Genomic DNA, 22,246 nt, shown 5'->3' with positions numbered 1-22,246 from the left:
AGATGTGTATAAGAGACAGCTTTATAATTACTGATACTACCCTAATAAAATCCTACTTTTCTTTATATATTATTTATTGATATAATAATTTTTTTAGGTTCAACAACGAACTTGGTGATTAACACTAGTTATAGCTAAAGGTATAATTTTAAAAATCAGGAATCAGGAGTCGGAAACCTGTAAATTATACTGATTCCAGATTTCTGATAACCGATTTTTTGTACTTCATTATCTGTTATTAATCTAATTTTTACAAAAGTTGTGGAAGAGCCTTTTTTAATAATAATCATACCTTATATTACTGCATATTTCTTTAGAATTCTCCACAATAACCAATAATTCCTCTATTGAAATCTAAAAAAATCATCAAATCGAGCTACTAATTACTTCAAATATAGTAATCAATCAATTAATTAGATAGCTATTATTATCCAGTGATATATCTTATAGGTAGATTTAACTGATTAAATAATTCTACGAAAAAGTTAACTCGAATTAATTATATATTTTTAAGAGATAATAGTAGTACAAAGTAAATAAGGAGGTGAAGATAATGTCAATCAGAACTAACAGTAATCGTTTGCTTAACCCTGTTGCTAAACAGGCTATGGATAAGTTTAAGTTAGAAGTGGCTGAAAGTCTTAATATCTCTAATGATTATCAATCTGGCTATTGGGGTAATCTAACCTCTCGTGAATGTGGCTCTGTTGGTGGTGAAATGGTTAAAAGGATGATCCAAGATTATGAGAATAAAATAGCTAATCAACAATAATAAACTCCCCATCTGTTATAACTGTACCTTTCAATGATTATCTGCTAATAAAAAGTTATTCTTCTCTCTCCCAAAAATAATAATTAAGGAGGTAACAAGACAATGTCCGTTAGAAATAACAGTAACCGTTTACTAAATCCTGTTGCTAAAGAGGCTATGGATAAATTCAAGTTAGAAGTGGCTGAAGGTCTTAATATCTCCAATGATTATAAATCTGGTTATTGGGGTAATCTAACCTCTCGTGAATGTGGCTCTGTTGGTGGTGAAATGGTTAAAAGGATGATCCAAGATTATGAGAATAAGATAGCTAATCAACAATAAAATAATAAAAAGCCCTAGATAAATTCTAGGGCTTTTTAAGAGTTATAGTTAACTTTGTGGCTCTTTCTCTAAAAACTGAGCAATAAATCTAATTACTGGAAAACTCTTTAATTTACTATCAGATGATACCTTTTCATCACTCTCATCTATAATATCAGCAATCTTATACTCAACAACAGAAATATTTCTTAATGATTCTAAATAGGGTGACTTCATCTCTATTTTATCTTCAGGATTCTCTTTAATACTTACTGTAGTGTGTAATTTCTCTAAATTAGAAATAATATTACGTTTATTTATCATTAACTATTGCCCCCTTCCTGTAATAGATAGATAGGGTATCTGTCTATTCTAAAATCAGTTCATCTTTAATATATCATTAAATTTTAACGATATTGTTACGAACTATAGATATTCTATCAAAATTATATTATTACAAGCAAAAGCAATTAATGGTATGTTTTCAATCATTAAATAGAACCATTCATTTTATTAGATTGACTGACATCATTTAGCTTTATCTTAATTAAATTTTTTAAAAGGTTAACTTCACCTGCTAAATGGCTAATTGTTTTAAAAGTAATTTTGGGATATTTATTTCTCACCTCTGCCAATAAGCTAGGTAAATCGGCTTTTACATGCTTGCCTGCAAATACAAATAAGGGAACAACTGTTATTCTTTGAATATTCTGATCAACTAGCTCTTCTACAGCCTGCCAGAAATCAGGCTTTGAAAATTGTAGGTTTGCTTCCTTGACTCTAACCTTTAAGTCCTCTTCTAAAGCCTTTCTTAAAGCAAGCAATTCTTGATTGGCTAAAGCTGATTTACTCCCATGGCTTAATAGTATGATTCCTTCCTTCATAATGTCCCACCTCTATTCTAAAGTTTAACCTTCTCTTTTACTTCTAATAATGCTCTATAATTTGCTGATATAGTAGCTTCTATATCACCTTTTGAATGGGCTAAAGAGATAAAATTAGCTTCAAATTGAGAAGGTGGTAAATAGATTCCTTCTTCTAACATCTTATTAAAATAGATCGAAAAAGCTTTAGTATTAGAGCTTTTAGCACTCTGATAATCTATGACCTCTCTGTCTGTAAAGAATAATGTAAACATAGAACCCACTCTAGAGAAGATGGCAAGAATATTTAACTTGTTAATATTCTCCAAAATACCTTCTTCTAAAAGCTTACCCTTCTCTTCTAAGTTACTATAAATAGTCTTCTCTTTTAATAACTCTAAAGTACTGATTCCAGCAGCCATAGCCAAGGGATTACCTGATAAAGTTCCTGCTTGATAAACAGGTCCTTCTGGTGCAATATAGTCCATAATCCCTTCTTTACCACCATAGGCACCTACAGGTAATCCTCCACCAATAATCTTAGCAAAGGTAGTCAAATCAGGCTCAATATTATACAACTCTTGTGCTCCACCATAGGCCAACCTAAATCCTGTCATTACCTCATCAAAGATCAATAAAGCTCCATACTTTTTAGTAAGATTTCTTAAAGACTCTAAGTATCCAGCCTTTGGAGTAACAACTCCCATATTCCCTGTAACTGGCTCTAAAATAACTGCTGCAATCTCTTGACTATACTCTTTAAATATCTCTTTAAGTGCTGAGATATCATTATAAGGAACTACTATCGTCTCTTCGGCAATTTTGGCTGGTACTCCAGCACTACCTGCAATACCTAAAGTAGTTATTCCAGAACCTGCCTCTACCAATAAGCTATCACCATGACCATGATAGCAACCTTCCATCTTAACAATCTTACTTCTTCCTGTATAACCACGAGCTAAGCGTAAAGCACTCATCGTCGCTTCTGTTCCTGAATTAACCATTCTTACCTTATCGACAGAAGAGACCCCTTCTACAACCATCTCTGCTAAAGTAGTCTCCAACTTCGTTGGTGCTCCAAAACTGCTTCCTTTAAGTAATTGCTGCTGTAATCCTTCAACTACTGCTGGATGATTATGTCCTAGAACCATTGGTCCCCATGACCCTACATAATCTATATACTCTTTGCCATCAGCATCATAAATAAAAGCTCCCTTAGCCCGCTCAATAAAGAGCGGATCATTATCAACAGCTTTAAATGCTCTAGCTGGACTATTGACCCCACCGGGAATATACTTTTTTGCTTCTGAGAATAATTCTTTAGACTTTGACATAGTTACACCTCCGACTTACTTATAAATAAATTATATATATCTTAATTAATATTAATTCAGATAGTGAGTGATTCTGAGGATATTGCGACACTTTTTTGAGTTGATAGTTGATAGTTGATAGTGGATAGTTAAAAGATTAAAATCCTTATATTTTAAGTTTTTGAACTTAACTATCAACTTTACACTTTACACTATACACTATACACTAAAGTGAAAAGTCTCGCATTATCTCTCTATTATAACACCCATCACTTGTTACTGTTCTAAAAATATTTCATACTGGTCTTCTTCAGCTCCTCAGTACTATATAAGATTTGATAATCATCAATTCCAGTTAGCTCTGATAACTCCTGAACAATTGCTTCCACCTCAGCTTGGCTCTGCCCATGAACCATACTGAATAGACTATAGGGCCAATCAGGGTAAGTAGGTCGCTGATAAACATGGGTAGTAGCTGAATGTTTAGCCAAAATCTTGGCGACCTCTTCTCTCTTGTCTTTTGAAACCAACCAAGCTACCATTCCATTAGCCTTAAAGCCTGCTTCCCGATGCTTTAATATAACAGCAACTCTCCTTAAGATCCCCTCTTCTTTATATCTATTTAATCTTTTTAGCAACTCTTCTTCTGTAATTTTCAACTGATTTGCAAGAATCATATAAGGCTGCTCTGCTAAAGGAATATTCTCTTGAAGTAACTTGATTAGCTCTTGGTCTAACTTATCTAACATTTAATCACCTCTATTATCTAACTCCAACTTAACAGCTAATTTAAAGAACCTCTCAGCAGGCAATTCTATCATTCTTGTAATTCCAGTCTTATCTTTAATCTCCTTTAATATAGACTCTAAACTCTGCTCTGAGGAAGCAATTAGAGTAAACCAGAGATTATAGCTATGATTTCTACGATAATTATGGGTAACACCTACATAACTATTGATAATCTTAGCTACCTGATAGAATCTATCTTCAGAGACCTCCATAGCTACTAGAGTACTTATATAACCTAATCTTTTAGAACTGAAAATACCACCTATCCTCCTGATATAACCATCATTCTTTAATTTTTTCAACCTTTCGATTATCTCTTCACCATTGATTCCAAGCCGCTGACCTAGATCATGATAAGGAGTAGAAGTTAAAGGAATTCCCTGTTGAGTAATCGTTAATAATTGCTGATCAACTTCATCCATAATTAGTCCTCCAAATTAATAGTAACTAGGAACAAGTTTAAAAATAATTCAAAACAATTTTTAGCAACGAATCTCACTAATTTACGCGAATTTAATTCAAAACATTTTTAAGACCTAATTTAGTTTTTAAATTTTATTTCGTGCTATTCGCGTTAATTCATTGCTACTTTTTTTAAACCCTTTAAACAAGTTATCCACAACCTCTAAAAAAACATAATTTCCTTAATAATAAAAAAATATTTAATATTTTAACTATACATTGTAAACTATCAACTATCAACTATCAACTGTTCTATAACACCATGGCTCTTCTGCCAAATAATCTCCTTTGGAATAGTAATAAGCTCTAGCTCGACACCCTCCACATATCTCTAAATCTTCACATTTACCACAATTTCCTTTATAATTCATACTTCTTAACTCTTTAAATATTCGGTTATCTTCCCAAATATCAGTAAAGGGCTTCTCTAACACATTATCCACTTTGACTGGTAGATAAGGACAGATATGTACATCACCATCAGGTAGAATACAGCAATATCCCACTCCTGCAATACATCCTCGCGAAAATCTCATTTTAAGACCTCGCTTTTTAGCTATGGGAACAAATTGTGGAGCACAGGTTGGTTTAAGTTCAATTTCAACTTCTTGTGATTTATCTAAAATACGGTGAATCATCTCTTCATAATACTTGGCTCTTAGAGACTCCTTCTCTATATCCTTACCTCTACCTGTTGGGACCAAGAAGAAGGGGTGATGTGCTTTAGCACCTAATTTAACTGCTAAATCGGTTATCTCTTCTAATTCATTATAATTTCTCTTAGTAATAGTGGTATTGATCTGTGTCTCTAGCCCAACTGCTTGACAGTTTTTAATCCCCTCTATTGACTTTAACCAATTTCCTTCTCCTCCACGGAATCTATCATGAATCTCCGCTTGAGTACTATCTAAGCTGATACCTGCCCTTGCTAAGCCAGAACTCTTTAACTTTTTAGCCACTTCTAAAGTAATTAAGGTTCCATTAGTACCTAATACCGGTCTCATCTTTAAACTCTTTGCATAAGCAATCAACTCATAGATATCATCTCTAAGCAGAGGTTCTCCTCCACTAAAGATCATAATCTTAAAACCTGCTTGAGCAATTTCTGCTAGTAAACTTTTTGCTTCTTTAGTAGTCAATTCATTACTTTGAACCTCAGGTCCTGAATCACGATAACAGTGTTTGCAGTATAAATTGCACCTCTTAGTAACATTCCAAGAGATAATCAAAGTTATAACCCCCTTACCTTCAGTTTACAGTTACCAATTTACAGTTAAAACCATTAGCTAGACTATAAACCGTCCCTTCGGGTTCCAACGAACCACTACGTACCAAGTTCAACCACTGTTAACTAATCCACCTTGCTACATCCTTTGCACAATATGTAATAATAATCTCTGCTCCTGCCCGCTTAATACTAGTTAGCATCTCCAAGACCGCTATTTTTTCATCAAGCCATCCCTTTTGAGCTGCCGCTTTAATCATAGCATACTCGCCACTGACATTATAAGCTGCAATCGGCAGTGTAAAGTTATCCTTAGCCCTGCGGATAATATCAAGATAGGATAAAGCTGGCTTGACCATGATGATATCAGCCCCCTCTTCCACATCCAGTTGAATCTCTCTTAAGGCCTCCTCACTGTTGGCAGGATCCATCTGATAGGACTTACGATCTCCCTCTTGTGGTGCAGAATGAGCAGCATCACGGAAAGGTCCATAAAAGGCTGAGGCATACTTTGCTGAATAAGAGATAATGGCTATATCCTCATAACCATGCTGATCTAATCCTTCCCGAATTGCTCCAACCCGTCCATCCATCATGTCAGAAGGGGCTACCATATCTGCTCCTGCCTGAGCATGGGAGATAGCAACCTTTGCTAAATTCTCTATAGTAGGATCATTTAACAAGCACCCTTCCTCAAGGGTTCCACAATGTCCATGGCTAGTATATTGGCATAAACAGACATCGGTAATAATCAATAACTCTGGATAAGCCTCTTTAATCTTACGACAAGCTCTCTGGATAATCCCATCCTCCTCCCAAGCTGTAGAACCAATCTCATCCTTCTGATCAGGTATCCCAAATAAAATTATACCCAATATTCCTAAATCTACTACCTCCTTCACCTCTGCTAAGAGCTTATCTATAGAGAGATGGAAGTTACCAGGCATTGAAGGAATCTCCTCTTTTATTTTTTCTCCCTCTACTACAAAAATAGGATAAATCAAATCCTCTCGACTCAATTTAGTTTCTCTAACCAAATTCCTAATAGCTTTAGTCTTTCTCAATCGTCTCGGTCTATGTATTAAATTCATATGCGGTCCTCCTTCTTAAGTTAAAATAATAAATTATGCTAGTAAACCTCAATATAAATAGTATCTTTTTATGGTTATATTATATCAATCCTTAAAGGAAAGCATTAACTCTTAGTTGCTAATACCTATCTCATTATCAGTTAAATAGCAGGCTGGATCTTCCGCCCAAAAATTACTATACACTGCTTCAGCTCGTGGTCTAAAGTTACCATTACATAAATCCAACCATTTACAGCTCTGACAGCGTCCTGTCAAGTAAACCTTTCGATCTCTCATTTGGTGTAGCATGTCTATTGAATTATCACACCAAATCTGACTAAAGGGTCTTTTTTTGACATTACCTAGGGTATAATTTTGAGTAAATTGGTCAGGGTGTACCCTGCCTAGCCAATCAACATTAGCAATCGCTATTCCAGAACGATTTCCCCCATTAATAGCTAATAACTTTCTAACCTGCTCTGCTCTAAGATCGTCTTTATCCTTTAACTTTAAATAGAGATAAATCCCATCACAGTGATTATCGACAGTTAAAATCTCCTTATCTAAACCTCTAGCTTGCCAATCCAAAGTCTTAGTTATTAACAAATCTAAGGCTTTTCTGGTCTCAGTAGCAGAGATATCTTGATTGACCAGCTCACTTGCTCGTCCTGAATAGACCAGATGATAAAAACAAGCTCTGGAAATGTTCTCTGCTTCAATCAACTCCAATATTTCTTCTAAATTAGAGTAATTATATTGATTGATAGTAAAACGCAGTCCAACCTTCTGACCAACCTCTAAGCAATTTCTTATCCCTTGCAGTGCTTGCTGATAGGCTCCAGCCTTGCCTCTAAAGCTGTCATTCTCCTGACCTATCCCATCTAAGCTAATACCTACATAGCTCACTCCTAAATCTTTTAATCTTCTAGCTACTTTAGAATTAATCAGAGTACCATTGGTAGATAAGGTAACTCTTAATCCTTGTTTTCTAGCATATTCAATCAATTCATAAATATCAGAACGCATCAAAGGCTCTCCGCCAGATAAGAGCAGTACTGGTATCTTAAAATTTGCTAAATCATCAATAAACTCTTTAGCCTCCACTGTACTTAGCTCCCCTTGATAGCTTTTAGTTTCAGAGTTAGAATAACAATGGACACAACTTAAATTACAGCTACGAGTCACATTCCAGACCACCACAGGACCATAACCTTCTTTAACCCCATACTTATAATTTTTAGCACCCTGATCATATCTAAGACTATCGCCATATTTATCTGGAGAACCTAGTAGCTTTGAAATTCCTATCATAATAATTACTCCCTTTTAATCAGTAATGAGTAACAAATGACCTATGTTTACAATTTATTATAATAATCCTTAATTGCCGCTAATAATCCCTCAATAGTATACTCTTGAGCGATAATAGTCACTTGCAAACCATAACCTTCAGCAGTTTTAGCTGTAATTGGACCAATACAAGCTATTTCAATATCTTTTAATAGCTCTTGATAATTATCTCCTAAGCCTTTTATCAGATTGTCCACCGTTGAAGAGCTAGTAAAGGTTATCAAATCTACATCACCTACTACTAATCTATCAGCTAACTCTTCATTACCTGCTCCTTGGATAGTCCGATAAGCTATTACATTATCCACTGTTGCACCTAACTCTGCTAAGCCTTCCTCTAATAAATCTCTAGCTAGATCAGCCCGTGGTAACAAGAATCTTTGATTCGATAGATCCTCTGTAGAAAAACCTTCTAAGATGGCTTCACTGACATAATCATCAGGAAGATAATCAACTATCAACCCATAGTCCTGCAACCTTCCTGCAGTTTTAGGTCCAATAGCACAGAGCTTAACTCCAGCTAAAGAACGAACATCCTTCGATAATTTAAATAACCTTTTCATAAAAGCTTCTACACCATTGATACTAGTAAAGATAATCCAGTCATAGTCACCGATTCTTCCTAAAGCATCATCTAATTTCTGATAACTTGCTGGAGGAGCTATCTCAATTGCTGGAGCCTCTATTACCTCTGCCCCCTCTTGAGCCAAAGCTTTACAGAGACCTTTAGCCTGCTTGGTTGGTCTAGTAACGACTATACTCTTAGCAAAAAGGCTCTTTCTTTCAAACCAATTCAACTCTTTACGTAATTTAACCACCTCACCAACAACTATAATTGCTGGTGCTTTAAAGTTAGCAGACCTGACCCTATCGACAATATTCTCTAAGGTACCAACTAAGGTCTCCTGCTCAGGTCTGGTTCCCCATCTGATCAATGCCACTGGAGTCTGAGGATCTCGGCCTCCTTCTAACAATTCAGGAACAATCTTTGGTAGATTGCCAACTCCCATTAAAATTACTATAGTTCCTACAGTTGTAGCTAGCTTCTGCCAATCTACATTGTTATTATCCTTTGTTGGATCTTCATGTCCAGTAACTAGTGCAATAGAAGAGTTGTAATCACGATGGGTTAAAGGAATTCCTGCATAGGCTGGCACTGAAATTGGAGAGGTAATCCCTGGTACAATCTCAAAATCTATCCCTGCCTGTAATAGTTCTTGGCCCTCTTCTCCCCCACGACCAAAGATGAAAGGATCTCCACCCTTTAAGCGGGTAACAACCTTCCCTGCTTGAGCCTGCTCTATCAATAACTGATTGATCTCATCTTGGGTTCGATAATGATACTTAGCACTCTTTCCTACATAGAATAACTCAACAGAGTCTTTACTATACTCCAATAATTTAGGGTTTGCCAAACGGTCATATAATATTACATCAGCCTCTTTGATTGCATTTAATCCTTTAAGAGTAATTAACCCTTCATCACCTGGTCCTGCTCCAACTAAAAATACTTTACCTGCCATTATTATCACTCCTTAATCTCTGCTAAAATCTCTGCTGCCCCCTGCTCAACAAGCCTTTCTGCTAAGATAATCCCTAATTCTTTAGCCTCTGATTTATTTCCTCTTACTTTATCTCTAATTAACCTTCTACCATCTAAACTGGCTACCATTCCCTCTACAACGATTTCATTATCTTCAACCTCTGCATAAGCAGCTATCGGTATCTTACAGCTACCTTCTAAATATGCTAAAAAGCTCCGTTCAGCTGCTACCCTTAAATATGTATCATGATGATTTATTCCTTTAATTAACCTCTTAATACTATCAGCGTTACTTCTGACTTCTAAAGCCAGGGCACCTTGTCCAACAGCAGGTAGAGAAATAGCTGGTTCTAAATATTGACTTATCTTATTACTCCAACCCATCCGCTCCAAGCCTGCTGCTGCCAACACAATAGCGTCAAGGTCTTGGCTATACAATTTCTTAATTCTAGTATCAATATTCCCTCTAATTGGCACAATCTCCAAATCAGGACGATAATTTAACAGTTGCGCCTTCCTCCTTAAACTACCTGTACCGATTTTAGCCCCTTGAGGTAATTCTTCTAAAATTTTATCATCTTTTGAAATCAGTACATCTAAAGGATTAGCTCTTTGAGGTGTAGCAATTAACTCAAACTCATTGGCTATCTCTCCTGGCATATCTTTTAAGCTATGTACAGCTAGATCTATTTCTTGATTTAAAAGAGCTATCTCTATTTCTTTAATAAATAAGCCCTTCCCCCCAATTTCGATCAAAGACCTATCGGTAATCCTATCTCCCTTAGTACTCATCTTCTTTAGAGAAAATTTATAATTAGGAAATTTCTCAGCTAACTCTTCTGCTACCAAGTTACTTTGTGCTACAGCTAATTGACTCTTACGTGTTCCAATGATTATTTCTGACATATCTTACCTCCTAAATACAGTGATGAGTAACAAGTAAGCAGCGATAATAAAAACCTTACTACCCTTGAATAAAATTTAAATATAGCGTTATATAGAGATAGACACTTTCGTGTCAGGAATCAAGAATTTGGAATCAGTCTGTTTTACTGATAACTGGTTCCTGACTCCTGATTCCTAAAATCTCCATAATATCCTCATAAAATTTCAATTTAAATATATATAAATATCTAACTTAATTCGCATTTCATGATGTTACTACTACTCTATTATACTCCCAGCCCATCTTCAACTATATAAGCCAGGTCACAGACTCCTCTCACCTTAGCAGGCAAGATTTTGTTTAATTTCTCTAAAAATTCATCTTTGTCCTCAGCTAATACTCTAATCAACTCTAAATCAGCTAACTCTCTAAATATCTTTCTCCTTTGCTTCTCATCATCGATAGTATCTATAATTATCGTTCTTAATATTTTCATCAACTCTAAAAACACTTTAAATTCTTCTCCAAAAGAGTTCTCTAACTCTTCTCTAATTCTTTTAGAGAGAGCAGGCAAATTCCCACCTGTAGCAACTGTCAATAATAAATCACCCTGCTTAATAAGTGCTGGCAAAATAAAGGTCGACTCCTCTAAACTATCTGCCACATTGACAAGAAGATTATTCTTGTCAGCTAAATTGGCAATCAAAGAGTTGACTCTCCTATTATCAGTTGCAGCAAAAATTAAGCAAGTATCTAAAATATCTTCCTCTTTAAATTCCCGTTGATAATATTTTATATTATTAGCTAAGATTAAGTCCTTTAAATTATCAATGACCGTTGGACTAACTAAAGTTATTTCAGCTTTAGCCTCTAGCAACCTTTTAGCCTTACGATAAGCTACCTTTCCTCCACCAACTATTAAGACCTTCTTTCCACTTAACTTAAGATTAATTGGATAGCTATTCATTAAATATCACTCCATAATTTGTTAACTTACATTTTTTCTAATTATAGTTATATGAGCACAGAATGTAAATCTAAATCTGATGTTATATAGAGATAGTGGGACACTTTCGTGTCGGTGTGAGTGAGTAGTTTGAGTGTGTGTGAAGTGCCTTTTTATTGAATTTCACTCACACTCCCACACCAACTTACACTTATAAAAAGTGTCGCAATATACCAATTAAGTTTCTGCTTTATTCATATATCTATAATTTTTGCTTCTCACTCTCCCATAAATATCTCCTTGATTAAACTCAGTTGCTCTTTACTGATATCATCACTAGCTAACTTCTTGATCTTAACTGTAGGCTGATGGAGTAATTTATTGGTCAAGCGGTGAGCCAAATCCTTAAGCACAGCTTCATTATTCTCTTTAGATAATTTCTTTACAGCTCTTGCTAGCTCTCTTTGCTTAATAGCATTAGCCTCAGCCCTAATAGTCTTAATTAAGGGTATAATTTCCTGTTGCTTTAACCACTCTCTTATATTGACCTTCTCTTCTGTAATTATACTCTCTACCTTAGCTAATTCTGCTTTTCTTTTACCCAAGCTATACTCGATAACACCTTCCAAATCATCTATATCATAGAGGTGAACCCCTGGAATATCAACTACTTTGGGGTCTATATCACGAGGTAAAGCGATATCAATTAAAAATAATGGCCCTCTTCTTTCTGCCATCGCCTTCTTTAAAAGATCATAATGCAAGACATAATGAGGAGCGGCGGTAGAACCGATAATAATATCCACCTTATTAATCCAATCTGCTAGCTGTTTCCACCTGATAACCTCGCCTGCAAACTTCTGAGCCAACTTTTGAGCACGACTATAGGTTCTATTAGCAACCATTACCCCTTTAACTCCATTGTCAACTAAAGACTTTAAAGCAAGCTCACTCATCTTGCCAGCCCCTAAAATCAGTACCGTCTCCCCTTCTAATGAACCAAATATCTTCTTAGCTAGCTTTACGGCAGCATAACTGACTGATGTTGCTCCTCTTCCTATCCCAGTCTCTGTTCTTGCCCGTTTAGCTACCCTGAAGGACTCAGTAAAAGTATAGTATAAATACTTATCTACCAAGCCCAACTCTTGAGAAAGTTCAAAAGAGTTCTTAACCTGCCCTAAAATCTGAGCTTCTCCAATTACTAAAGAATCTATTCCACTGACCACCTGATAAAGATGTTCTATCATCTCCATTCCTTGATAACTATAAAGGTATCTATCCAAACTAATCGAGTCAAAATCTGAGATTAAATTAAATAAGTAATTAGCTAACTCATCTACCTCTATATCAAAGTTCTCAACTGCTATGTAAAATTCTGTTCGATTACAGGTAGCCAGAATAACCACTCCTGCCACAGCTGATTTTGAGCCCACCTCCATTAAAATCTCTCTATGCCTTTTACGAGTCAAAGAGAACTTCTCTCTTAATTCTAAAGGAGTGGTCTTATAATTTAATCCTATTACTACTAAGTCCACAACAACCATTCCTCCCACCGTACTTATAATGTACAATTAACCTCATTTATAATTCAAACCTAATTGTTAATTGTAAATTAGCTAATTCTAAGACCACTAATCCTCTAAATGCTTAGTACAGTTAAATAGCTCTAAAGCAACTTTATTCTCTTCATAATAATTAATAATATTGACAGATGTATTTGACTGCATCAATTGCCAAGCCTTAGCCAAAGGTATTCCAAATAAAGTACTAATTAGTACCTTAATTACGCCCCCATGGCTGACTATCAATATAGTATTACCAAGATGACGACTTATAATCTCCTCCAATTTCTTTATTGACCTCTCTTGTACATCTGTAAGACTCTCACCTTTTGGTGCTCCATTAAGGGCTGGATTCTCCTCCCACATTGCCCATTCTGCTTGATATTCCTCTTGGATTTGATTATAAGTTAGACCTTCCCACTGACCAAAGCTAATTTCCTGCAACTCCTTAAACTTATCTACCTTTAAATCATGCTCTTTAGCCACTGTTTTGGCAGTCTGATAAGCTCGTCCTAAATCACTTGCATAGATCACATCTATCTCTTCTGCTGCTAGTCTTTGAGCCAACTTCTCAGCCTGCTCTATTCCATTCTCATTAAGTTGAATATCTTTACTCCCTTGAAATCTTAATTCTCGATTCCAGTCAGTCTCTCCATGCCTTACTAGAATAATTTTAGTCTCCATAATTTATACCCCCTTAAAATATGTAGTTCGAACTATCTCCTATATCTGTAGCTTTATGGGTGTAATGCGACAATTTTTCTTTTTAAAAAGTAGACAAAATATTAGGTTCCGCCTAAGGGCGGGTTACGTTTTTCCTTGATGAAAAAGTAACCAAAAAATCAAGAAGAAAATTAAACTCACTACGCAATCAAAGTACTAATTATTATCATTAATTATATTCTTTATTTAAAATTTAATTAATCTCTAAATTCTAGTTCAATTTTTGCTTCGTTCAAACAAAAATTTTCTTCAGTTTTAAAGACCTTAACTGTAAACTGTTAACTGTACACTGTCAACTGAAGTAAAAGTGTCGTACTATCTCTAAATAGTATTATTTTACCCACACAGATAATTAGCCATTTCCTTAGTATCAAGATTTTAGTACAATTTTATCATAATATTCTCCTCTTAGCATCATAGTAAAAATTAATCCACTTACTTAAATAAGTAGCTAGATTATGATATAATTCTAATAACTCAATTAATTTCTACATAATTGGAGTGATATTAGCTATGGCAGAATTATCCCGTAATAAATTAAGATTAGAAGCTATCAGTAACTTTATTGCTAGCCTATCTGAAAGTGAACAGAATAAGTTACCTAAAAAGCTATCTGAATTAGCCGATAAAGAACATGCCCATAATTTTTTTAAAAAGATAAGTAAGAAAAAGCAAACAGAAGTCACAGAGATCTTAACAGGCAAAATGCTAGACCTATATAATAGATTTAAGAATAAAGAGGATTTGATGAATAAAAGCTATCATTGCTTATGCTGCTTTCTTAAAGAAGAGAGAGCTATCTATGAAACACAAGTAATAAGCAACACTCAACAAAAATCTTCAGCTACTTCCACAGAAGCAACTATAAACTCTAATAAAATAACTAATAATCTAATCTGGCAGGTTAAAGACCAGAATATCTCTTATGAATATATAGATTTAGTACCTAAAAAGTTCTGTATCAAGGCCTTAAGAGCAAAAGGAATTAAGCTTGACCTTAGTTTAAAGGATAGAGACTATTTTAGATTATTAATGAAATTATCTAAAGTAGATCAAGAGATTCAAGACTTCAATCAGTGGAAGAATATTCTTTTAGGTTTTGACTATCAAAAATTCAAGGATAAATTAGAAGAGCATAAAAGGCAATTACAAGAATACCTTCAGAAAGCAGCTAATATTTTACAGAGAAATAAAAGTGAACTAAATAAAGCAAAATTTCAGAAACCTAAATATCAATATATGAAATTTAAGCTCCAATATAATATTAACCTCTTAAATGAATGGGTTGAATTAACTAAGTCACAGATTAAAGAAAATAATTTAAAGCCCTTCGTTATTAGACAACTTGTCTTTGGGGACAATTCCTTTGAAGTGATTAATAATAAGATTCTACCACCCTTAAATATTTTTGAAATAAATCACAGTACTACTCAATTTGAATGGATTGAATTTCTAGCAATTGACGATTATAATAAGATAATCGAAGCAGAAAATAAAAACATCTTGCCCAAATATATCAAAGCGTTAGAGACTAGGCTGACTAAGACCATAGATCAGGATTCATACCCTCTAGAAATTTCAAAGCATTTCCGCTATATTAAAGAAGCGATAGCTACCTATAATAATAGTCATATCGCTGCTGCTATCACCCTTCTATTACGAGAGAATGAAGGATTGGTCTGGGAGATAGCCCAATATATAGTTATAAAATATAATTTAAAGAACATCGACCTTCAAAATGGTCTCTACTATGATAATTCTAATAATATTACAAAAATTTACTCCCTCTATGGCTTGATCATCTTTATAGAATGGCCTAAAGTCTTTAAAAGAAATAATACTCAGGTCAATTTTGCTCAACGCTTGGGATATCTAACTATAGATTATAGACAAGAAAGAAATTCAATCTTACATGGGAGTAAAACCGATTTCGATACCTCGGAAAAATATGCTGAGTTATTATTTACCTGTTTTGATATTCTAAAGAGCTTTCATGAAGCAAAATAATTATAGCTTCTCTCTTAGCTGCTCTAATAATTTTAGATTATCAGCTCTATCTTTGACTGCTACCCTGATAAAGTCTTCCTCTAAACCTGAGTAAGAGTTGCAGTTACGAATTAAAATTCCCTCTTTTGCTACAAGTCCTTCTAAGCAACTAGCAGTTAGCCCAGTCGCTGAAATATCAATGAAGATATAATTGGCATTGGGATAGTAGACCTTTAAGTTATCAATTTCCTTTAATTGCTTATATAAAAACTCCTTCTCCTCTTTAATTCTTATTTTAGTTCTTGTGATGTACTCTTTTTGCTCTAGGGCTACCTTACTAGCTATTTGGGCAAAATAATTAAGGTTCCAAGGGTCTTTACTAGCAATTAAGCTTTGAATTAGCTCTTGGTTAGCTACTCCATAACCTACTCTTAAACCTGGAATTGCAAAGAATTTTGTTAAAGAACGTAAAACAAATAGGTTATTATAATCATCAATCAAATCTATAATAGTTACTTCTTCTTCGACAAAGTCAACAAAGGCTTCATCAACTACTAAGAAGATCCCCTGCTTATTTGTATACTCTAAAATTTCAATTAACTCAGCCCTTGAGAGCAAGGTCCCAGTAGGATTGTTAGGATTACATAAGAATAACAAATCTATACTAGCCAAGCTACTTAATAATCTACTTATCTCTAATTGAAAATTATCCTCTCTATCTAAAGGAAATTCTTCTACTTTACCCCCTACACTCTTAACTGCTAAAGCATATTCAGAGAAAGTAGGGGATAAAACCATCGATTTACTCGGATTTAATACTTTAGTTAATATATAGATTAACTCTACTGCACCATTACCCATTATAATATTTTCTCTACCTAAATTCAATTTATTGGCCAAATTCTCTTTTAATTCCCGAGAGTCTGCTTCTGGATAATTTACTATCCCTCCAATATTCTCCCTTATCTCCTCAATAACAGCCTCTGGTGGACCTAAAAAGTTGATATTAGCACTAAAATCTATAATATCTTCTTGACTTAAACCATACTTCTTGACTGCTTTAGTAATATTACCACCATGAATATGCTCCAATCTGACTTCACCCCTCTGTAAGAATCTGATAACCTCCATTAATTATCTGAGTTGTCAGCAAATAATTAAGTTCAGGTACTTTAGCTTTAATCTCTGTTAATACTTCTACAGAATCTCTTTGATTATCTAAAATAACTCCAATTAAGGTACCACTATGAGCAATATTTAACCCTAAGATAGCCTCTTTTTCTTTAGCCAATTCTAAAAGTTTACTCAAATAAGGTTTAAATAATATAATCTGATTCGATAGACTACTTAAAGTCGCTCCCTTAGCTATTAATCTCCTATCTCCCCTCTTGATACCTTCTGCTACAAACTTATAAGCCCTCTTTACCTCTTGCTCTCTAAGCAGATTCAGACTTGCTAAATCACTTCTAGAGTTGAAGCTTAGAGTATCAACCTCACCACCAATATCAAAGATTAAGATTGGAATAGGGTCTATCTCTCCTAGCTTGATTGACCTCTTTCCTGCTAGATGGTCAAAGGCTGCTATCCCTGTTAAAAACAATCCATCTGTCGGTTCTATCTTGAGGGCTATCTCTTTGATTAACTCTGTATCCACTTCTTCTCCTAGTGCCAAGGTAGTGGCTATAATTGTAGCTGTGATATCGGCTGTGCTACTAGCCATTCCCTTCCCTTTAACTAATTCAGACCTAATAGTTATCTCTGCACCGCTATCATAACCAAAATAGGCTAAGGTCGCTTTAAGGGCAGTGATTGCCTTATTTCCCCCTTGCTTACTCCTAATCCCTTTAAAACTTTGGTCTACTCTAACAGTTACATAACTATAAAGATCTATTGGACAGGTAATATGCAGATTGATTCCATCAATTACTCCTTGTAGCAACTCACCACAACTTCCTGGTACCTTAACAGTTACTTCCATCTTCGTTACTCCTCTTTTAGCAGTGACAAGTAATGAGTAACGACAAATATTCATCACTTGCCACTAAAATATTATAATGTATCTATATAAGTTGAACCAATGCTTTTCTTAAAGAATCAAAAAAATCTTTTTTGCAACGAATTTACACGAATTACACGAATAAAAAGAAAAAGAATAAATTAATAGTCTAGAATTTTCTTTGTTTTAAATTAGCGTAAATCAGCTAGATTCGTTGCTAAATAAGTTGAATTATTTATTTTTAATTAATGAAATCCTTTAATTCAATCTAATCTCCCAATTACATTAACTGGTTTGTCTATCATTGCCAATCTAGTTACATCTTCTGCAGCTACTGTGACTAAAAGAACAGTAGCTGGACCTGCCGATTTTTGTAAATCTACCTTGCTCTTTACTAGGGATAATTCTAGTCCATTGCTTTTTGCTAAGAGTTGAGCTTCATATAAAATTCCTTTAGAGCCAACTGGTAAGATTTCATGGATATAATCAAATTTTAATAGCTCTATTAGCAAATCCAAATCAGCAATCTGACTTAAATCTGCTAAGACCTCATCACCTACTTTGGGAAGACCGATCGCAACTATCAAATCCTCTTGTTGAGAGCTTCCTACCCTCAGTTGTTCAATCTCTACACTTCCAATGGCAGTTACTCCAATCCCTGTCTGTACAGTCACTGCATTCTCTTCAGTACTTCCTGTTAACAATTCATCGATTCCCACCTTAATTAGCTCTTCTCTTATTCCAGCGATAATCTCCTCACCTGTAGGCTTTAACTCTACACTCAAAGTATCTACCACCGATATCGGAGTTGCTCCACTAGCCATAAGTTCCATCAAAGCCACTCTAGCTGTAAACTTACCTACCAAGCTATTGGCAACCCTGATCTTATCATGTTCTTTACTCCCAATCCCACCTAAGGAGTCACAAGCAATCACTAAAGCCTTCTCACTGTCCAAGTTCACAATAGATAGATCCCGTTTCATCTAAAATTGCTCCCTTTGAAAGAATCTACTTAGCAATAATGCTAAACCGATATTAACCCCAGAGGCTAATAATAAGATAGGAACTATCCCGATAAAAAATCCCATACCCAAGATAGGTAGCAGTAGCGCAGGTATAATCAGTCCATTATAAAGAATAGCTATAACTGTTGCAAGTACTTTATTTCTTTCGGCTACATATCCAAATACTAAGCCCCCTACTCCCATTAATAGTCCAACAATTAAATGGATTGGACCTAAAGGAAAGCTAGCTGTTAAGGCAGAAACTAAATGTCCAATAATTAAAATCAGACTCCCCTTAGCTCCTCCTAATAATAAGACCCCTAAGTAACCAGGTAAAGAATCAAGAGCGATACTTCCTACAGGGCTTGGGAATTTAAGATAGGCCCCCACTGCTGATAGAGATATTAACAGACTGACTCTAACTAGATTTCTCAACTTCTCATTACTACTGTCTTTGTTCATAATAATCTCCTCTAAATATTTATTTACAGATTTAACTTTAGGACAAGAGTTATTATCAATATAGCAAAAACTTCAATAAATTCATTAATTGCCCCATAATTATCACCAGTTAATCCATCAATCTTTTTAACAATTAACTTAGCAATAATAATAGTCATTAACCAAACTAGTAAAAATATGATTAATCCTCTAAATTGAAATAAAACTACTCCTAATAATAGAGTCCAGATATTGACTACTAATAAGTCTCTAAACTTTAAATTCTCAGCATAAACCTTACCCAATCCTGACTGGCGAGCATAAGGGTACTTGAAAGCAGCATAGACTATTGCCCACCGACTTATGGTAGGAAAATATAATAAAATTGCTACCTTATGATTACTGGGAAGCTCTACTAAGAGGCTGAATTTCAATAAAAACAGAGTAACAAGCCCAATTACTCCAAAAGCACCAACTCTACTATCACGCATAATCTCTAAAATTCTATCCTTCTTGCGACCACTTAAGAGTCCATCACAGCTATCCATTAAACCATCAAGATGAATTCCACCAGTTAAGAAGACCATAGCCATCAGCAACAGACTACTAGTTACTAGTTGTCCAAAGCAGCTAGTGGCTAGATAATCAAGCAAAACTAATATCCCACCTAATAGAGTTCCAATCAAAGGATAATAAATCATCGATTTGGCAAGAGCCTTATCATTGTAATCTAACTCCTTTTTAACAGGAATTCTGCTAATGAATTGTACCGCTATTAAGAAACTATTCATCAATATTCAATTCCTCTGCGACTCTTAATCCCTTGTTGATAAGGGTGCTTGATAGCCTTCATCTCTGTAACCAGATCAGCTCTTTCCAAAATCTCTTGAGGCATCCCTCTACCAGTTAAGATTAATTCCGTCTGCTCTGATTTTAATTCGATTAACTTTAATACATCCTCTGTCGATAACAAGTCATAACGCAAAGTATTATTAATCTCATCTAAAACCACAATATCTTTTTTACCCTCTTCTAGAATCTCTTTAGTATACTCATAAGCCCAAGTAACAAATTTCTGATGGACTTCTTTATTCTTACTGTTCTTAATAAAACAGTCTCCACAACCAGTACAGCCCATCAAGCCCTGCTTAATTAAAGCAGCATAGGAGCAGCCTTTACCAAACTGTTTGATATTAAAATTTGCTAGTCTTTCTGTAGAGTATAGCTCTCCAGTATAAGTACTCCCCTTTAGATATTGAATCACCTCTACTTTCAAGCCATGACCTGCTGCTCTCAAGGCTAAGCCTAAAGCAGCTGTCGTCTTTCCTTTACCATCACCAGTATAGATTTGGACTAGGCCTTGGGATAGTTTATTTTCTAGATTCATCTTAGCACTCCTTCATCTTAGCTATTTTTCTTGCTTCAAAATCAATATGTATGTACCTCTAAAACTTCTTATCTTCAAGCTTGGTCAAAACTTCACACCAAAATTCACTATGTAACCAGCAATCCCAAAAAGTGATACTTCTAGGGCATAGTCTTTATACTCGATCCCAAAACTTGGTAGAACTGCTGGAAAGGTTCCAAGCCTATTCATATAAGCAGAATACTTACCATTCTCATCATCATAGCCACTAATAATTCCATAGGTTACTTTGCCATATAGTTTAAAATTTGATATCTCCTTAAAGTCATATGATCTTCCAGTATAAAGATACCAGGTTGGTTGAAAATATGAATTTTGAAAATGAGCTACACCATAAAGTCGCTTCTTAGATGAACTATGATATTCTAAACCTATCAACCCTTGATCATTATTCCGGTCAGGATTTTGGTTCCAGTGGTAGGTCATAGAACTGGTTTGTAAGAAAAAGAAGCTTTTATCTTTAGTCCTATTCTTACCTTCATTACTTCTCTTAATAATTTTATTACTACCCTTTTCAGTAATTTTCTCAGTAACTTTTATATTTTCTTCTTTGCCAATCTTCTTTACATTTCCCTTAGTGCTTGCTTCAATATTTTCTTTGGCAATTATAGGTACAGAGTAAACTGACACTGTTATAACACATAAAATCACTAATATTCTTGCATTGCTTCTTATCATTTTATACACTCCCTTAAGCAATTAGAGAAAATTTAAATTTTCTCTAACCTGTATTATTTTTCCTTGCAATATTATAACATAGATTGTTATAATATTGAAATTTTTTAAAAGAAAATAATATACTTTGCTTGTGTATAAAATGACTTTTGACGCTCCTCGGGGCAAGCCCACGAGGATTCCTTATTCATAGAGAATTGCCTACTTAAAGCTAATTATCTAATTAGATTAAGTTAGGTCTTATGCTCTCTCCAAAGGCTTAAATTCCTGTCCGACCGACAGTATATAGTCTATCTAAGTCCTAAGTCTGCTTTACCTTGTTTTAAGATGTTTAGACTAGCATTTGTATCTCGATTATAATTTGCACCACATTCACAAGTCCATTCTCTTATTGATAGGTCTTTGACATTAGGATTTTTAACTCCACATTCTGAACAGGTTTGACTACTAGCAAAAAATCTATTTACTTTGTGTAGAGTACAGTCATACCATTTGCTTTTGTATTCTAACATAGTAGTAAATTTGTACCACGAGCAGTCAGCGATATGTTTTGCTAATTTAGAGTTTTTTAACATTCCTTTTATATTCAAGTCCTCAATTACGATAAGTTGGTTCTCCTTAACTAATTGAGTGCTTAACTTATGGAGGAAGTCTAATCGTACATTTTTGATTTTAGTGTGAACCTTAGCAATTTTCTTTTTAAGTTTATGCCAATTATTGCTGAATTTCTGCTTTTTAGCTAATTTCCTTTGTAGTTTAGCTAATTTATCTTTATATTTAGATAAGTGTCTAGGGTTAGATATATGTTCTCCTTTAGATGTAGTTAGAAAATCCTTAATTCCTAAATCTAATCCTAATTCACCTTGATTGTTTTTAACAGCAGTTACTAAAACTTGGCTAATATTAACTAAAAT

General features: G+C 34.6%; 24 protein-coding genes. 3 read left to right on the top strand and 21 right to left on the bottom strand.

The window, feature by feature from the left end; translation table 11 throughout:
• Window positions 1–553: 553 nt before the first annotated feature.
• A complete protein-coding gene (locus ACTCDL_RS07040; protein ID WP_463175402.1) occupies window positions 554–772 on the top strand; it encodes a small, acid-soluble spore protein, alpha/beta type in 219 nt (72 codons plus the stop codon).
• A gap of 102 nt (window positions 773–874) precedes the next feature.
• Window positions 875–1,093, top strand: a complete 219-nt coding sequence (locus ACTCDL_RS07035) for a small, acid-soluble spore protein, alpha/beta type (RefSeq protein WP_463175400.1) — start codon at window positions 875–877, stop codon at window positions 1,091–1,093.
• Between the two features lie 48 nt (window positions 1,094–1,141).
• On the opposite strand, the gene ACTCDL_RS07030 is transcribed toward ACTCDL_RS07035, so the two are convergent.
• The 13 genes from ACTCDL_RS07030 to cobC form a co-directional block, all read right to left on the bottom strand.
• Window positions 1,142–1,396 carry a hypothetical protein gene (locus ACTCDL_RS07030; RefSeq protein WP_463175399.1) on the bottom strand — a complete coding sequence of 85 codons (255 nt, stop codon included), beginning with the start codon at window positions 1,394–1,396 and terminating at the stop codon, window positions 1,142–1,144.
• Between the two features lie 167 nt (window positions 1,397–1,563).
• A complete protein-coding gene (locus ACTCDL_RS07025; RefSeq protein ID WP_463175397.1) occupies window positions 1,564–1,956 on the bottom strand; it encodes a sirohydrochlorin chelatase in 393 nt (130 codons plus the stop codon).
• 17 nt (window positions 1,957–1,973) lie between these two features.
• Window positions 1,974–3,269 (bottom strand): glutamate-1-semialdehyde 2,1-aminomutase, encoded by a 1,296-nt coding sequence (gene hemL, locus ACTCDL_RS07020; RefSeq protein ID WP_463175395.1) that lies wholly within the window; start codon window positions 3,267–3,269, stop codon window positions 1,974–1,976.
• A 263-nt stretch (window positions 3,270–3,532) separates the two neighbouring features.
• Entirely contained in the window at window positions 3,533–3,997 is a 465-nt protein-coding gene (gene ahbB, locus ACTCDL_RS07015) for a siroheme decarboxylase subunit beta (RefSeq protein ID WP_463175393.1), read from the bottom strand.
• The gene (gene ahbA, locus ACTCDL_RS07010) at window positions 3,998–4,459 is read right to left on the bottom strand and encodes a siroheme decarboxylase subunit alpha (protein WP_463175391.1); all 462 of its coding nucleotides are present in this window, start codon (window positions 4,457–4,459) and stop codon (window positions 3,998–4,000) included. It lies immediately after the preceding gene.
• Between the two features lie 276 nt (window positions 4,460–4,735).
• Complete coding sequence (nirJ2, locus tag ACTCDL_RS07005; protein ID WP_463175389.1) at window positions 4,736–5,728, bottom strand: putative heme d1 biosynthesis radical SAM protein NirJ2; 993 nt, start codon at window positions 5,726–5,728, stop codon at window positions 4,736–4,738.
• Between the two features lie 118 nt (window positions 5,729–5,846).
• On the bottom strand, window positions 5,847–6,815 hold the full coding sequence (hemB, locus tag ACTCDL_RS07000; RefSeq protein ID WP_463175388.1) for a porphobilinogen synthase: 969 nt from the start codon (window positions 6,813–6,815) through the stop codon (window positions 5,847–5,849).
• Window positions 6,816–6,926: 111 nt separating this feature from the next.
• The gene (gene nirJ1, locus ACTCDL_RS06995; RefSeq protein WP_463175387.1) at window positions 6,927–8,105 is read right to left on the bottom strand and encodes a putative heme d1 biosynthesis radical SAM protein NirJ1; all 1,179 of its coding nucleotides are present in this window, start codon (window positions 8,103–8,105) and stop codon (window positions 6,927–6,929) included.
• Between the two features lie 47 nt (window positions 8,106–8,152).
• Window positions 8,153–9,667, bottom strand: coding sequence for a uroporphyrinogen-III C-methyltransferase (gene cobA / locus ACTCDL_RS06990; RefSeq protein WP_463175386.1), 1,515 nt, complete (start codon window positions 9,665–9,667; stop codon window positions 8,153–8,155).
• 5 nt (window positions 9,668–9,672) lie between these two features.
• Complete coding sequence (hemC, locus tag ACTCDL_RS06985) at window positions 9,673–10,593, bottom strand: hydroxymethylbilane synthase (protein WP_463175384.1); 921 nt, start codon at window positions 10,591–10,593, stop codon at window positions 9,673–9,675.
• 266 nt (window positions 10,594–10,859) lie between these two features.
• Window positions 10,860–11,540, bottom strand: coding sequence for a precorrin-2 dehydrogenase/sirohydrochlorin ferrochelatase family protein (locus tag ACTCDL_RS06980; RefSeq protein WP_463175383.1), 681 nt, complete (start codon window positions 11,538–11,540; stop codon window positions 10,860–10,862).
• Between the two features lie 257 nt (window positions 11,541–11,797).
• Window positions 11,798–13,063 carry a glutamyl-tRNA reductase gene (gene hemA, locus ACTCDL_RS06975; RefSeq protein WP_463175382.1) on the bottom strand — a complete coding sequence of 422 codons (1,266 nt, stop codon included), beginning with the start codon at window positions 13,061–13,063 and terminating at the stop codon, window positions 11,798–11,800.
• An 87-nt stretch (window positions 13,064–13,150) separates the two neighbouring features.
• Entirely contained in the window at window positions 13,151–13,765 is a 615-nt protein-coding gene (cobC, locus tag ACTCDL_RS06970; protein WP_463175381.1) for an alpha-ribazole phosphatase, read from the bottom strand.
• A gap of 552 nt (window positions 13,766–14,317) precedes the next feature.
• Between cobC and ACTCDL_RS06965 the strand changes: the two genes are divergently transcribed.
• Complete coding sequence (locus ACTCDL_RS06965) at window positions 14,318–15,811, top strand: hypothetical protein (RefSeq protein WP_463175380.1); 1,494 nt, start codon at window positions 14,318–14,320, stop codon at window positions 15,809–15,811.
• On the opposite strand, the gene cobD is transcribed toward ACTCDL_RS06965, so the two are convergent.
• The 8 genes from cobD to ACTCDL_RS06925 all read right to left on the bottom strand — a co-directional run.
• Complete coding sequence (gene cobD / locus ACTCDL_RS06960) at window positions 15,812–16,921, bottom strand: threonine-phosphate decarboxylase CobD (protein WP_463175379.1); 1,110 nt, start codon at window positions 16,919–16,921, stop codon at window positions 15,812–15,814.
• Window positions 16,890–17,768 carry a GHMP family kinase ATP-binding protein gene (locus ACTCDL_RS06955; protein ID WP_463175376.1) on the bottom strand — a complete coding sequence of 293 codons (879 nt, stop codon included), beginning with the start codon at window positions 17,766–17,768 and terminating at the stop codon, window positions 16,890–16,892. Before ACTCDL_RS06955 ends, cobD begins: the two co-directional genes overlap by 32 nt.
• A 281-nt stretch (window positions 17,769–18,049) precedes the next feature.
• Complete coding sequence (locus tag ACTCDL_RS06950; RefSeq protein WP_463175375.1) at window positions 18,050–18,769, bottom strand: AIR synthase related protein; 720 nt, start codon at window positions 18,767–18,769, stop codon at window positions 18,050–18,052.
• Entirely contained in the window at window positions 18,770–19,252 is a 483-nt protein-coding gene (locus ACTCDL_RS06945) for an ECF transporter S component (RefSeq protein ID WP_463175374.1), read from the bottom strand. It lies immediately after the preceding gene.
• A gap of 23 nt (window positions 19,253–19,275) precedes the next feature.
• A complete protein-coding gene (gene cobS / locus ACTCDL_RS06940) occupies window positions 19,276–20,022 on the bottom strand; it encodes an adenosylcobinamide-GDP ribazoletransferase (protein ID WP_463175371.1) in 747 nt (248 codons plus the stop codon).
• Entirely contained in the window at window positions 20,022–20,618 is a 597-nt protein-coding gene (gene cobO, locus ACTCDL_RS06935) for a cob(I)yrinic acid a,c-diamide adenosyltransferase (RefSeq protein ID WP_463175368.1), read from the bottom strand. The genes cobS and cobO overlap by 1 nt, the downstream gene beginning before the upstream one ends.
• A gap of 84 nt (window positions 20,619–20,702) precedes the next feature.
• A complete protein-coding gene (locus tag ACTCDL_RS06930; protein ID WP_463175366.1) occupies window positions 20,703–21,335 on the bottom strand; it encodes a hypothetical protein in 633 nt (210 codons plus the stop codon).
• Between the two features lie 287 nt (window positions 21,336–21,622).
• The coding region (locus ACTCDL_RS06925) for an RNA-guided endonuclease TnpB family protein (RefSeq protein WP_463175363.1) at window positions 21,623–22,246 on the bottom strand (624 nt) is incomplete at its 5' end.

The organism is Orenia sp., from assembly GCF_055140805.1.
This window is presented reverse-complemented; position numbering and strand designations above follow the sequence as displayed.

Excerpts from the sequence above, each read along its gene's own strand:
- ACTCDL_RS07040 (WP_463175402.1), top strand. The coding sequence starts at position 554 with ATGTCAATCAGAACTAACAGTAATCGTTTGCTTAACCCTGTTGCTAAA.
- ACTCDL_RS07035 (WP_463175400.1), top strand. The coding sequence starts at position 875 with ATGTCCGTTAGAAATAACAGTAACCGTTTACTAAATCCTGTTGCTAAA.
- ACTCDL_RS07030 (WP_463175399.1), bottom strand. The coding sequence starts at position 1,396 with ATGATAAATAAACGTAATATTATTTCTAATTTAGAGAAATTACACACT.
- ACTCDL_RS07025 (WP_463175397.1), bottom strand. The coding sequence starts at position 1,956 with ATGAAGGAAGGAATCATACTATTAAGCCATGGGAGTAAATCAGCTTTA.
- hemL (WP_463175395.1), bottom strand. The coding sequence starts at position 3,269 with ATGTCAAAGTCTAAAGAATTATTCTCAGAAGCAAAAAAGTATATTCCC.
- ahbB (WP_463175393.1), bottom strand. The coding sequence starts at position 3,997 with ATGTTAGATAAGTTAGACCAAGAGCTAATCAAGTTACTTCAAGAGAAT.
- ahbA (WP_463175391.1), bottom strand. The coding sequence starts at position 4,459 with ATGGATGAAGTTGATCAGCAATTATTAACGATTACTCAACAGGGAATT.
- hemB (WP_463175388.1), bottom strand. The coding sequence starts at position 6,815 with ATGAATTTAATACATAGACCGAGACGATTGAGAAAGACTAAAGCTATT.
- nirJ1 (WP_463175387.1), bottom strand. The coding sequence starts at position 8,105 with ATGATAGGAATTTCAAAGCTACTAGGTTCTCCAGATAAATATGGCGAT.
- cobA (WP_463175386.1), bottom strand. The coding sequence starts at position 9,667 with ATGGCAGGTAAAGTATTTTTAGTTGGAGCAGGACCAGGTGATGAAGGG.
- hemC (WP_463175384.1), bottom strand. The coding sequence starts at position 10,593 with ATGTCAGAAATAATCATTGGAACACGTAAGAGTCAATTAGCTGTAGCA.
- ACTCDL_RS06980 (WP_463175383.1), bottom strand. The coding sequence starts at position 11,540 with ATGAATAGCTATCCAATTAATCTTAAGTTAAGTGGAAAGAAGGTCTTA.
- hemA (WP_463175382.1), bottom strand. The coding sequence starts at position 13,063 with ATGGTTGTTGTGGACTTAGTAGTAATAGGATTAAATTATAAGACCACT.
- cobC (WP_463175381.1), bottom strand. The coding sequence starts at position 13,765 with ATGGAGACTAAAATTATTCTAGTAAGGCATGGAGAGACTGACTGGAAT.
- ACTCDL_RS06965 (WP_463175380.1), top strand. The coding sequence starts at position 14,318 with ATGGCAGAATTATCCCGTAATAAATTAAGATTAGAAGCTATCAGTAAC.
- cobD (WP_463175379.1), bottom strand. The coding sequence starts at position 16,921 with ATGGAGGTTATCAGATTCTTACAGAGGGGTGAAGTCAGATTGGAGCAT.
- ACTCDL_RS06955 (WP_463175376.1), bottom strand. The coding sequence starts at position 17,768 with ATGGAAGTAACTGTTAAGGTACCAGGAAGTTGTGGTGAGTTGCTACAA.
- ACTCDL_RS06950 (WP_463175375.1), bottom strand. The coding sequence starts at position 18,769 with ATGAAACGGGATCTATCTATTGTGAACTTGGACAGTGAGAAGGCTTTA.
- ACTCDL_RS06945 (WP_463175374.1), bottom strand. The coding sequence starts at position 19,252 with ATGAACAAAGACAGTAGTAATGAGAAGTTGAGAAATCTAGTTAGAGTC.
- cobS (WP_463175371.1), bottom strand. The coding sequence starts at position 20,022 with ATGAATAGTTTCTTAATAGCGGTACAATTCATTAGCAGAATTCCTGTT.
- cobO (WP_463175368.1), bottom strand. The coding sequence starts at position 20,618 with ATGAATCTAGAAAATAAACTATCCCAAGGCCTAGTCCAAATCTATACT.
- ACTCDL_RS06930 (WP_463175366.1), bottom strand. The coding sequence starts at position 21,335 with ATGATAAGAAGCAATGCAAGAATATTAGTGATTTTATGTGTTATAACA.